The organism is Clostridium sp., from assembly GCF_050717635.1.
In the GTDB taxonomy this organism is placed as follows: domain Bacteria; phylum Bacillota; class Clostridia; order Clostridiales; family Clostridiaceae; genus Clostridium_AD.
In genome coordinates this window covers 105388-118525 of record NZ_JBOITO010000003.1, presented here as the reverse complement: position 1 = coordinate 118525, position 13138 = coordinate 105388, and the positions used below count along the sequence as shown (strand labels likewise).

Here is a 13138-nt window from a genome sequence, read left to right as displayed (position 1 = left end):
GTATTAATACATTTCTGATCCTCTTTGTAACGCTACAAGGCCCGTACGGACAACTTCTTTAATTCCATATGGTCTTATAAGTTCAATGAAGGCAGATACCTTTTCTTCATCCCCAGTTATTTCAATAATCATACTCTTTGCATCCATATCAATAATATTACATCTAAATATATTCACCATCTCTGTAACCGCCGACCTTTTACTTTGATCTGCAGTTACTTTTATAAGCGCCAATTCCCTGGTAACAGTTTTTTCATGATTTAGCTCCAATATTTTTATTACATCTATAAGTTTATTTAGTTGCTTTACAATTTGTTCAGTGATTTGTGCGTCACCTTGAAGCACGATAGTCATTCGGGAGATACTTGGCTCTTCAGTAATGCTCACACTTAAGCTATCAATATTATACCCTCTACGGGTGAACAAACCGGATATTTTACTTAATACCCCTGGATGATTCTCTACTAAAACAGATAAAATATATTTACCCATAACTTTTCACTCCCTTCTATAACGTGCTCTCTTCGGCATCTACAATACATTCTATCAAAAAAGTTTTATCACTTTTCAAAGCTTCTTCAAGAGCTCCTTTTAATTCTGCATTAGAGTTAACTCTTTTTCCGCAAAGCCCATAAGCTTCTACTAATTTAACAAAATCAGGGTTTTCCGATAAACTAACACCATAAGTATTTTTATAAACACTATTTTGATACTCTCGAACCATTCCAAGATTTGAATTGTTAAATAGCAATAATATTATCTTCAAATGATTTTGCGCTATAGTTCCAAGTTCAAACATACTCATTTGAAAACTTCCATCCCCCATTACTGCAACAACTCTTCTATCTGGAAAAGCCAATTTACATCCAACAGAGGCAGGAATTGAATACCCCATTGTTCCTAGTCCACCACTTGTTAAAAATCTCCGTTCCCCTACCATATCAAGATAATGACAAGTCCAAATTTGATTTTGACCTACATCTGCAGTAACAATAGCATCTTCTTCTATCATTTCGGATAATAGTTCTAAAGCATATTTCGGATTAACTTTTTCCTTTGTATCTCTATTTTTTGCATATTTTTCTTTCCAAGTAGCAATCTCGCAAAGCCAATTTTTCGTATCTATTTCTGTTATCCCTTCAGTAAGTTGTTGTAAAATTTTTTTACAATCTCCAACTACAGGAATATGAGCACTAAGGTTTTTACCTATTTCTGCTGGATCAACATCGATATGAATAATATCTGCCACTTTTGCAAAGCTCTTAGAATCTCCTGTTGCTCTATCAGCAACCCTAGTTCCAACAAGAATTAAAACATCTGCCTCAGCTATGGCCTTATTTGCATATTTAAAACCATGAGATCCAATTAACCCTACATTATATGGATATTTTGAGGATATTCCATCCTTACCCATTAATGTATGCACCATTGGAATTTTAGATTTTTCTACAAATTCTATTAATTCACTCTCAGCATTTGCAGCCATAACGCCACCGCCTACACAAATAAGAGGCTTCACACTGTTTTTAATTTTCTCTAATGTTTTTTTTATTTGTCCCTTATGACCATTTACAGTGGGCTTATATCCTCTTATATTCACTTCTTTAGGATATTCAAATTCCATTTCCGTATTTTGAATATCAAGTGGAATATCCACTATCACCGGTCCAGGTCTTCCAGTCTTTGCTATATAGAAGGCCTCTTTCATGATTCGCGGAATGTCCTTTGCATCTTTAACAAGATAACTATGCTTTGTAAAAGAATCTGTTGCCCCAACAATATCTGCTTCTTGAAACACATCTTTTCCTATTAAATCTGTTCTAACTTGACCAGTTATTGCTATCATAGGGATAGAGTCCGCATATGCAGTAGCTATTCCAGTTATAAGATTAATAGCTCCAGGTCCAGAACTTGCTATGCATACGCCTATAGATCTTGTTGCTCTAGCATAGCCACTAGCACTATGCCCTGCTGCTTGTTCATGTCTTACCAATATATGTTCTATTTCAGAGTCCCTTAACGCATCATATAAAGGCGTAACCGGTACCCCTGGGTATCCAAACACTACTTTTACATTTTCATTTTCTAAACATTTAATTATCACCACCGCAGCTTTCATTTTGTGCCCCCTTAAGTTTTATAGATTTTCTGCTATATAATCCCCCATTTTTTCTGTTCCAGTACATTTCATACCTGGCTGCATTATATCTATAGTGCGATACCCCATATCTAAAGTTTTATAAACTGAATTTTCTATTGCTTTTGCAATATCCTCCATCTTAAAGCTGTATCGAAACATCATGGAAACGCTCATTATAGCACCTATTGGATTAGCTTTATCTTGCCCCTCTATATCTGGTGCAGATCCATGAATAGGTTCGTATAATCCAACAGAAGTAATACCAAGGCTTGCAGATGGTAACATTCCTAAAGATCCAGTAAGCATTGAAGCTTCATCACTTAAAATATCCCCAAACATATTTTCTGTAACAATCACATCAAATTGATGTGGATCACGGATAAGTTGCATTGCTGCATTGTCTACATACATGTAATTTAATTCTACATCCCTATAATTTTCAGAAACAGACTTTACTACTTCTCTCCAAAGTTTAGAACTTTCAAGCACATTAGCTTTATCTACTAAAGTTAGTTTTTTATTTCTTCCTCTGGCAATTTCAAAAGCTATTTTTGTAATTCTTTCTATTTCATATGTTGAATACTCAATTACATCCCAGGCCTTTTGTCCATTTTCTATGTCAACTCGTTTTTTTTCTCCAAAATAGGCCCCACCAATTAATTCTCTTACTATCATAATATTTAAATTATCACCTAATATTTCTTCCTTTAAATTAGATGCAGATTTTAACTTAGGAAAAAGAATAGCTGGTCTCAAATTTGCAAATACACCTAATTCTTTTCTTATTTGTAGAAGTCCAGTTTCAGGTCGTAACTTACCTGGTAGTGAATCCCATTTAGGTCCTCCTACAGCACCCAGAAGCACAGCATTACTTTTATTACAAATATCAATGGTATCCTTAGGTAATGGTTTTCCCGTTTTCTCTATAGCAGCTCCACCTAGTAATGCTTCTTTTATTTCAATGGGGCACTTATATTTATTAGAAACTGCCTCAAGAACTTTAACTGCTTGTTTAATAACTTCCGGACCAATTCCATCTCCAGGTAATGTAACTATCTTTAACATTCACTCGCCTCTTTTACAATATAGTTTATTAAACCTTCTGCACTTATAATTTCCATCATAAATTCGGGGAAGGGCTCAGCATTATAAGTTCTATTTTTTGTGATATTTTTTATTATTCCACTATTAAAATCCACTTGAATTTCATTTCCTTCATCTATATCTCTAGCTGCTTCTTCACTTTCCATAATAGGCAGACCTATATTTATAGCATTTCTATAAAAGATTCTCGCAAAATTTTCAGCTATTATACAAGAGATTCCAGAAGCTTTAATTGCTAGTGGGGCATGTTCTCTAGATGAACCACAACCAAAATTCTTTCCTGCTACAATAATGTCTCCACTCCGAACTTTTTTACTAAAATTTACATCTATATCTTCCATGCAATGAAGCGCTAACTCTTTCGGGTCACTGCTACTTAAGTATCTTGCTGGTATAATAACGTCTGTATCAACATTTTTCCCATATTTTATTGCATTTCCCTTTACCATTTAGCTACCTCCTCAGGAGAAGAAATTTTCCCGGTGATTGCAGAAGCCGCTGCTACTGCTGGACTAGAAAGATATACTTCACTTAAAGGATGTCCCATTCTTCCTACAAAATTTCGATTGGTAGTTGCTATCGCCCGCTCGCCCTTTGCAAGAACCCCCATATGTCCTCCAAGACAAGGGCCACAGGTTGGTGTACTTACAACGCAGCCTGCTTCAATAAATATTTCTAAAAGCCCTTCTTTCATAGCCTGTAGGTATATGTTTTGAGTTGCAGGGATAACGATAGCTCTTATTCTTTGATGAACTTTTCGTCCTTTTAATACCTTAGCTGCCATTCTTAAATCTTCTATTCTTCCATTAGTACAAGAACCAATTACTACCTGATCTATTAAAACTTCTGGAACTTCATCAATGGTTTTTGTGTTTTCTGGAAGATGTGGGAAGGCTACTGTTGGACGAATGCTACACAAATCTACTTCAATGGTTTTAATATAGTTTGCATCCTCATCCGCCTTATATATGATATACTCCCTTTTCGAGTGACTTTCTACATATTCTATTGTTTTTTCATCTACTGGGAAAATGCCATTTTTAGCACCAGCTTCTATTACCATATTGGCCATAGTAAAACGATCATCTATAGAAAGTGCGGATATTCCTTCTCCAACAAACTCCATTGAATTATAGAGAGCACCGTCTACCCCTATTTTACCTATTATGTGTAAGATAACATCTTTTCCACAAACCCAAGGTGATAACTTACCTTTTAATACAAATTTTATTGCTTCGGGAACCTTAAACCAAGCTTCTCCCGTGGCCATTCCAGCTGCCATATCTGTACTTCCAATCCCTGTAGAAAAAGCGCCGAGAGCTCCATAGGTACAAGTATGTGAATCTGCTCCTATAACTACATCTCCGCAAACAACCAATCCTTTTTCAGGAATTAGTGCATGTTCAATTCCCATTTGACCTATTTCAAAATAGTTTTCTATTTCCATTTCTCTTGCAAATTCACGAGTACACTTACACTGCTCTGCGGATTTTATATCTTTATTTGGCGTAAAGTGATCTGGTACAATGGCAATCTTTTTCTTATCAAAAACTGCCTTCACACCTATTTTTCTAAATTCATTAATAGCTACAGGAGTAGTAATATCATTTCCAAGGACCAAATCTAATTTAACTTTTATAAGTTGCCCCGGCTTTACATTCTCTAAGCCAGCATGGACAGCCAAAATTTTCTGTGTCATCGTCATACCCATTTTACAGTTCCCCTTTCTGCCATACTCTTACTTCACAACACATGATTTATTGATTTATAGCGCTATAATCATAATTTTCTAAAGCTACTTTATAATAGGATTTATTAATAGCATTAACAAAGGCTTTTGCACTTGCTTCTACAATATCTGTGCTTATTCCATTTCCTACATAAATGTTGCCATCTTTTTCAATTTTCACTATAACTTCTCCCAGGGCATCCCGTCCGCCGCCAATAGCTTTTAAATAGTAATCTATAAGAACTATATTCACTCCTATGGCTTTTTCAATTGCATTGAAGGTAGCATCTACAGGTCCATATCCGTTAGAAACTTGTTCTACTAAGTTATTTTCAAAGAAAACTTTTACTGTTGAAGTTGAAGCTATTCCATTGCCACTTACAATCCTAAAATACTCAAGTTTAAAGTATTCTGGTATTTTAACAGCTTCTTCTCTTACCATAGCTTCAATATCATTGTCAGATACTGCCTTCTTTTTATCCGCCAATTCCTTAAAACTGAGGAATGCCTCATTAATTTTTTCTGAACTTAAATTCAAATAACCTAAGTGTTTTAACCTATCTTCAAAAGCATGACGTCCAGAATGTTTTCCAAGCACAAGCAAACTTTTCTTCAGTCCTACAGATTCAGGGGTCATAATTTCATAAGTTTCCCTATTATTTAATACACCATGCTGATGAATCCCCGATTCATGAGCAAATGCATTAGCACCTACAATTGCTTTATTCGGTTGAACTTGAATACCTGTCATATGACTAACTAAGCTACTAGTACGCGTAAGTTCTTCTGAAATAACATTTGTTTCAAATTTGAAATAATCGCTGCGAGTTTTTAAAGCCATAACCAATTCTTCAAGGGATGCATTTCCCGCTCTCTCACCCAAACCATTCATTGCACACTCTATTTGCGCGGCACCATTCTCCATCGCTGCAAGCGAATTGGCCACTGCAAGTCCTAAATCATTATGACAATGTACACTTATAATTGCCTTATCTATATTAGGTACATTTTTTTTAACTCCTGCAATTAATGCCCCGTACTCTAAAGGTGTGGTATACCCTACTGTATCTGGTATATTCACTACATCTGCCCCTGCATCAATGACAGACTCTAGTATTTTATATAAGAAAGCCGTATCTGTTCTTGTTCCGTCCTCAGGTGAAAATTCAACACTAGGACATAATGACTTTGCATATCTAACCATCTCAACTGCTCTACTTAATACTTCTTCTTTAGTCATCTTTAACTTAAATTCCATATGAATATCGGAGGTAGCAAGAAAAGTATGAATTCTAGGAGTCTTAGAATATTTTATAGCCTCCCAAGCTCTATCTATGTCTTTTTTAGTAGCCCTTGCAAGGGCTGTAATTACAGGCCCCTTTATTATTTTTGCAATTGTCTTAACTCCTTCAAAGTCACCATCCGAGGCAATTGGAAATCCAGCCTCAATTACATCTACTCCAAGTTTCTGTAGTGCTCTTGCAATTTCTAATTTTTCTTCTACATTCAGGCTGACTCCCGGAGTTTGTTCTCCATCACGTAATGTAGTATCAAAGATAAATATTTTCTTTACTTCTTTTTCCCCCATATTAATCCCTCCTTGTATTACATAACATAAAATTGCTTTGGATAACTTTTATTTACTTTTGATCCAAGACATCATTTTTCTAAGCTCTTTTCCAACTACTTCAATTTTTTGTTCTGACTCCATTCTTCTTACCGCATTAAAATAAGGTTTATTTACTTGATTTTCAAGCATCCAGTTTTTAGCGAAGGTTCCATTTTGAATTTCAGTTAATACTTTTTTCATTTCTTTTTTTGTATCATCTGTAACAATTCTATCTCCAACTACATAATCACCATATTCTGCAGTATCACTGATTGAGTACCTCATATATCCAAGGCCTCCTTGATTAATAAGATCTACAATAAGTTTTAATTCATGACAACATTCAAAATAAGCTATTTCAGGCTGATATCCCGCTTCTACTAATGTGTTAAATCCTGCTTTTATTAATGCTGTTACTCCCCCACAAAGTACTGCCTGTTCTCCAAAAAGATCTGTTTCTGTTTCTTCTCTGAAAGAAGTTTCTAGAATGCCAGCCCTTCCTCCTCCTAGACCCTTTGCATATGCTAGCGCATAATCTTTAGCCACTCCTGTAAAATCTTGTTGTACAGCAATTAAACAAGGAACGCCTTTACCTTCCACAAATTGGCTTCTTACCGTATGTCCTGGTCCCTTTGGTGCTATCATAAATATATCTACATCTGCTGGTGGCTTAATTTGTCCAAAATGTATACTAAATCCATGGGCAAAAATCAGTGCCTTACCACTTGTTAGATTTGGTTCTATGCACTCCTTATAGATTTTACCTTGCTTTTCATCTGGAACAAGCATCATTATAAAATCTGATGCTTTAGCTGCATCACTAGATTCCATTACGCAAAGCCCAGCTTCCTCAGCTACACTCCATGATTTACTACCTCTGTACAAACCTACACACACATCCACACCACTAGCTTTTAAATTTAGTGCATGTGCATGACCTTGGCTACCATACCCGATAATAGCCACTTTCTTTCCAACTAATAATTCTAAATTTGCGTCTTTATCATAATACATTTTCGACATTTTAATTCCCCCATATTTTTTATTTTTTATTTTAAATAAATATAAAAGCTGCATTAACACTTCTACAGAATCTTTTATATCATCAAATAACATATTTACTTGAATTTTGAGTATAAAAAATAGACCTCCTGCCCGTTGGGGCGAAAAAGTCTATCGCGGTACCACCCATTTTTATATCTTCATTTTTTAACGATATATACTATTTATACACCGGAACAGCTTACGACATATAATGTTTTCAGCTTACAACTCAAGGGTGAGATTCAACGTCTAACATTTATGGGTTCACACCAATCCCCACTCTCTGTGAAATATTAAAGACGTTTACTAGTCCTATCATAGTTTTTAAATTATATTAAATTTGATTTTTTATTCTCTGAATATTTCATTTTGCATTTAAATAAAAGATATTACAAGTCATTTTCTATAGAATATGCAATATTTCTATTTTTGTTCATCGTTTTTTACAATATTTAATTAATTTTTATATTGTAGCCTAGTATACTTTATGAACTTTAATTTGTCAACATTTACTACTAAAATTTATTATTTTATTGAAAGTCTTCTGTACCAGGTCCTGCTCCAAAAAAATTTACACTATAATTTGAATTGTAAAATTCATATTGATTATTTGTATCTTCCCCAAAATTCTCTTCTACTTCTTCCTTATATTCCACTTTTTCATTTATATTCAACATTTTAATAGCCCCCCTTTTATTCTAAAACTAATTCTTGAATAGATTTGCCTGGCGGTACAATTGGATATACACCTTCATCTTTATCTATTACACAATCAATTAATATAGGCTTTGTTCCTGATTTTACGATTTCAAGAGCATTTTTTAATTCCTGCATAGTTGTAACCTTGTATCCTTCAATGCCATAGGCTTCTGCAAGCTTTACATAGTTTACTTCATCCCCGATATCTGTTTGTGAATATCTTGCCTTACAGAACATTTTCTGCCACTGCCTTACAAGTCCTAAGGCATGATTATTCATAATAACAGTAACTATGGGAAGCTTATACTTTGAAATTGTCTGAAGTTCATTACAACCCATTCTAAAACTACCATCTCCAGTTATTAAAAGCACCCTTTTATCCAAATTTCCCATTTGGCTTCCGATGGCGGCACCCATTCCAAATCCCATTGTTCCAAGGCCACCTGAGGTGATAAATGTCCTAGGTTTCTTAAATTTCCATTGTTGCGCAGTCCACATTTGATGTTGTCCAACGTCTGTAGTAACAATTATATCTTCCTCAAGAGCTTCATTTAAACACTTGAGTATACTTTTATGTGTAAATCCATCTGAGCTCTTAGGTGGTTTTTTCCATTTTGCAATCTCCTTATGCCAAGATTTTCTATCCTTTTGATCCATATAACAAAGTAAAGTTTCTAAAATTGTATTCACATCTCCAACTAAACATAAATCCACTACCTTGTTTTTATCTATCTCCGACTCATCAATATCAATATGAATAATCTTTGCTTTTGGAGCAAAAGCCTCTGCTTTTCCAATTACCCTATCACTAAAACGTGCACCAATTGCTATAACTAAATCACTATTTGTAACTGCTAAATTTGCTTCAAAGGACCCGTGCATCCCTACCATTCCTAACGACAATTCATGATTTCTTGGAATAGTCCCTAGGCCCATAAGTGTATTGGCAACAGGAATGTCCCCTATTTTTGCGAATTTACACAGTGACACTGAAGCATTGCCTATTTTTATTCCACCACCAGCATAAATTATTGGCCTTTTTGCATTCTCAATCATTTCAGCTACTTCCTGTATTTTTTTCATATCTACAGGCACTACTTCTTGTTTTCCATGATTCACTTCCACCTTTTCATATTCGGCAAAGCTAAGGAAAACATCTTTTGGAATATCCACAAGCACTGGTCCCGGCCTTCCACTTCTTGCTATTTTAAAAGCTTCTCTTACTGTAGTGGCTAAATTATTTTCATCTTTCACAATAAAATTGTGCTTCGTTATGGACAAAGTAATCCCCATTATATCTATTTCCTGAAAAGAATCCTTTCCAAGCAAACTCCTTGGAACTTGCCCTGTAAATACAACCATAGGAATAGAATCCATGTAAGCCGTAGCAATTCCTGTAATGGTATTGGTGGCACCCGGTCCAGAGGTTACAATACAAACTCCAACCTTACCTGTAGCTCTTGCATATCCATCTGAGGCATGAACTGCCGCCTGTTCATGAGCCGTCCTAATATGTGTGAAATAATCCATTTCATCATAAAGCGCATCATATAGTGGAATCACAGACCCACCAGGATATCCAAAAATAACATTTGCATCTTGCTCTTTTAAACACTTAAGTAAAATTTGAGCTCCACTTAGTAGCATTTTTTCACCTTCTTTTCAAAACAGATTATTTTTACTTTTTAATCCAAGACATCATGCTTCTTAACTCTTTACCTACAGCCACAAGTGGATGTTCAAGTTCTATTCTTTTTATTGCACTAAAGTTAGGTCTGTTGATTTGGTTTTCCATTAACCAATCCCTTGCAAATTCTCCATTTTGTATTTCTGTGAGTACCTTTGCCATTTCTTTTCTGGTATCCTGATTTATAATCCTTTTACCCACCATATAATCTCCATATTCAGCTGTGTCACTAACGCTGTATCTCATATTTTCAAATCCACCTTCATACAATAAATCCACAATAAGCTTTAGTTCATGAAGACACTCAAAATAAGCAATTTCCTTTTGGTAGCCTGCATTTGTAAGCGTATCGAACCCTGCTTTAATAAGTTCTGTAACTCCTCCACATAAAACTGCCTGTTCACCAAATAAATCAGTTTCAGTTTCCTCTTTGAAAGTAGTTTCAAGCACACCGGCTTTTGTAGCTCCTATTCCTTTTGCATAAGCAAGTGCAAATTCTTTTGCGCGTCCGCTGTAATCTTGGTATACCGCAATTAGTGCCGGAACACCTTTTCCTTCTTGATACACTCTTCTTACTAGGTGTCCAGGACCTTTTGGTGCTACCATAAATACATCTACATTTTCAGGAGGCGTAATCTGATTAAAGTGAATATTAAACCCATGTGCAAAGACTAGTGCATCTCCTTCTTTTAAATTTGGCGCAATGCTCTCCTTATAAATTTTACTCTGCATTTCATCAGGAGCAAGTACCATTATTACATTACTGCACTTTGTTGCGTCGCATACCTCCAAAACTTCAAGACCTGCTTCCAATGCCTTATTCCATGATTTGCTACCCTTATATAAACCAACAACAACATTTACTCCACTTTCTTTTAAATTGAGTGCATGAGCATGCCCTTGACTACCATATCCCACAACTGCAACCTTTTTACCTTTTAATAAATCTAAATCCGCATCACCATCATAATACATTTTAGCCATTTAAATTCCCCCCCTTATTTTTGGATAAATAAAAAATCTTCCATCCCTATAAACACATATCTAACTATGTTTATAGGGACGAAAGATTCGTGGTACCACCCTAATTCGTGATTTCTTATTATAAATCACCTCATTATTTTTGGTCAAAAGAATAGAAAATATCATTAAAATTAAGTTCTTTAACCATAGCCCTATATCGGAGGCAACCGTCTTCGTTTACTTAATGCCAAACTGCACATTTTGTGATTGATATTTTTTTTGCAATTTGTCATCACAATAGTTTCAAGTTCAACTCAGAAGCTCAAGAGTGATCATTACATATCCGCATCACACCAACTCTCATCAAACGTTGGTTCTCTGTAGTTTCAGCCCTAATATTTTTCTCTCCGTCATAGCTTTATTTATTCTGTTGTTTTTTAGTATATATGCAATAAAGCAATTTGTCAACACCATTATTTCTTTTTTTTAAATTTTCTGTCTTTTGCATTTTTTTAAAAACGAACTAATAAATTACAGTTTTTTTTATTTTTTCTATTGACATTACAAATAATTAATGCTAAGATTTTCATTAAAATCAAATATATTATTATTGTGAAGACGGAGATAGCTATTTTTATTACCTTCAGTTGCAGAGAGTCGATGTTTGCTGAAAGTCGATACTGGATATAGAATACAAATCACTCCCGAGCTGCTTATCTGAATAAACTAAGATAAGCCGGTGAGCCCCGATAAAAGGCTTAGGTTTGTAAGAACCGAAAAGAGAGGTATCTTTTTTTAAGATACAATAAAGGTGGTACCGCGATTTACACTCGTCCTTGAATTTATATTCAAGGACGAGTTTTTTTTTTACAAAATATAATACCAAACTGGAGGTTTAATATGTTAAACACAGCAAAAGAATCATCATTAAATCAAGAATTAGAATTTCATCTTTCAGAAATTAAAAAGGCACAGATAAATTTAGAAGGTGTATCTAAAAAAACAGCCCTCATATATAGTGATGTTTTTAGTAATGAATCTCAAAATTCTGTTTATATCAAGCCTGAAAATTTGCAAATTACGGGGGCCTTTAAAATTCGTGGAGCTTACAATAAACTTTGTACATTAACTCACTCTGAAAAAGAAAGAGGTGTAATTGCATCCTCTGCGGGTAATCACGCCCAAGGCGTTGCGTATTCAGCACAAAAACTAGGTGTTTATGCCACTATTGTAATGCCTAAAACCACACCGCTTATTAAAGTGGAAGCCACAAAAAACTATGGAGCAAATGTAATTTTATTTGGAGATTGTTATGATGAGGCTTTTACAGAAGCAAAAAGATTACAAAAGGAGAACAATTATGTTTTTATACATCCTTTTGATGATTTAGACGTAATGTATGGTCAAGGAACTATCGCTTGCGAAATTATAGAGGAAATAGACGATATAGACTGTATTCTCGTTCCTATTGGTGGCGGCGGCTTAATTGCAGGCATTGCCCTTGCAGCAAAAGCATTGAATCCTAAGATTAAAATAATAGGTGTAGAACCAGAAGGTGCAAAAGCCATGAAGGAATCTATGGACAGTAATGAAATAGTCCACCTATCAACAGTTCGCACTATAGCTGATGGTGTGGCTGTTAAAAAACCCGGAACCCTGACCTTTGAGATTATAAGAAACTATGTAGATGAGATTGTAACAGTTTCAGATTTTGATATAATGGAATCCTTTCTTCTTCTTTTAGAAAAGCACAAGCTTATTGCCGAAGCTTCAGGCGCCTTATCCTTTGCCGGGCTTAAAAAAATACAAGAAAAGGGTAAGAAGATCGCCTGTGTTTTAAGTGGTGGTAATATTGACGTTGTGACAATATCCTCCATGATAGATAGAGGACTTGTTTCAAGAGGAAGACTATTTTGCTTTAGTATAGAAATGCCAGATATTCCAGGAGAGCTTGTCAAAGTCTCAACAATCCTTGCAAACGCAAATGCCAATGTTGTAAAGCTAGATCATAATCAATTTAAAACTAACGATCGTTTTATGCAAGTGCAACTTGAAATTACTACGGAAACAAATGGTCACGATCACGTAGCTACTATTATTAATGAATTAAGCAAAGGGGGCTATAAGGTCCATAAAATATATTGATTTATAGTTAAGTAGGTG

General features: G+C 35.0%; 11 protein-coding genes and 2 other annotated features. Of the genes, 1 reads left to right on the top strand and 10 read right to left on the bottom strand.

What is annotated here, in order from left to right:
* Window positions 1-3 precede the first annotated feature (3 nt).
* The 10 genes from ilvN to ilvC (ACREWB_RS02060) all read right to left on the bottom strand — a co-directional run bounded on the left by ilvN (window position 4) and on the right by ilvC (ACREWB_RS02060) (window position 10996).
* Window positions 4-492 carry an acetolactate synthase small subunit gene (gene ilvN / locus ACREWB_RS02105; protein ID WP_431545829.1) on the bottom strand — a complete coding sequence of 163 codons (489 nt, stop codon included), beginning with the start codon at window positions 490-492 and terminating at the stop codon, window positions 4-6.
* A gap of 16 nt (window positions 493-508) precedes the next feature.
* Window positions 509-2119 (bottom strand): biosynthetic-type acetolactate synthase large subunit, encoded by a 1611-nt coding sequence (gene ilvB, locus ACREWB_RS02100; RefSeq protein WP_431545828.1) that lies wholly within the window; start codon window positions 2117-2119, stop codon window positions 509-511.
* Window positions 2120-2137: 18 nt separating this feature from the next.
* Window positions 2138-3205 (bottom strand): 3-isopropylmalate dehydrogenase, encoded by a 1068-nt coding sequence (gene leuB, locus ACREWB_RS02095; RefSeq protein ID WP_431545827.1) that lies wholly within the window; start codon window positions 3203-3205, stop codon window positions 2138-2140.
* The gene (gene leuD, locus ACREWB_RS02090) at window positions 3199-3693 is read right to left on the bottom strand and encodes a 3-isopropylmalate dehydratase small subunit (protein ID WP_431545826.1); all 495 of its coding nucleotides are present in this window, start codon (window positions 3691-3693) and stop codon (window positions 3199-3201) included. The genes leuB and leuD overlap by 7 nt, the downstream gene beginning before the upstream one ends.
* Window positions 3687-4955: a 3-isopropylmalate dehydratase large subunit gene (leuC, locus tag ACREWB_RS02085; protein ID WP_431545825.1), complete on the bottom strand. Its 1269-nt coding sequence runs from the start codon at window positions 4953-4955 to the stop codon at window positions 3687-3689. Before leuC ends, leuD begins: the two co-directional genes overlap by 7 nt.
* A 46-nt stretch (window positions 4956-5001) precedes the next feature.
* Window positions 5002-6561, bottom strand: a complete 1560-nt coding sequence (locus ACREWB_RS02080; protein WP_431545824.1) for a 2-isopropylmalate synthase — start codon at window positions 6559-6561, stop codon at window positions 5002-5004.
* 48 nt (window positions 6562-6609) lie between these two features.
* The gene (gene ilvC, locus ACREWB_RS02075) at window positions 6610-7605 is read right to left on the bottom strand and encodes a ketol-acid reductoisomerase (RefSeq protein ID WP_431545959.1); all 996 of its coding nucleotides are present in this window, start codon (window positions 7603-7605) and stop codon (window positions 6610-6612) included.
* Between the two features lie 133 nt (window positions 7606-7738).
* Window positions 7739-7954: a binding site (T-box leader), on the bottom strand.
* Window positions 7955-8156: 202 nt separating this feature from the next.
* Entirely contained in the window at window positions 8157-8303 is a 147-nt protein-coding gene (locus ACREWB_RS02070) for a hypothetical protein (protein WP_431545823.1), read from the bottom strand.
* A gap of 16 nt (window positions 8304-8319) precedes the next feature.
* Complete coding sequence (gene ilvB / locus ACREWB_RS02065) at window positions 8320-9972, bottom strand: biosynthetic-type acetolactate synthase large subunit (protein ID WP_431545822.1); 1653 nt, start codon at window positions 9970-9972, stop codon at window positions 8320-8322.
* Window positions 9973-10003: 31 nt separating this feature from the next.
* Window positions 10004-10996: a ketol-acid reductoisomerase gene (gene ilvC, locus ACREWB_RS02060; RefSeq protein WP_431545821.1), complete on the bottom strand. Its 993-nt coding sequence runs from the start codon at window positions 10994-10996 to the stop codon at window positions 10004-10006.
* Between the two features lie 585 nt (window positions 10997-11581).
* Window positions 11582-11816 (top strand) — a binding site (T-box leader).
* A 59-nt stretch (window positions 11817-11875) separates the two neighbouring features.
* Here ilvC (ACREWB_RS02060) and ilvA point away from each other — a divergent pair.
* A complete protein-coding gene (gene ilvA, locus ACREWB_RS02055; protein WP_431545820.1) occupies window positions 11876-13120 on the top strand; it encodes a threonine ammonia-lyase in 1245 nt (414 codons plus the stop codon).
* Window positions 13121-13138 lie beyond the last annotated feature (18 nt).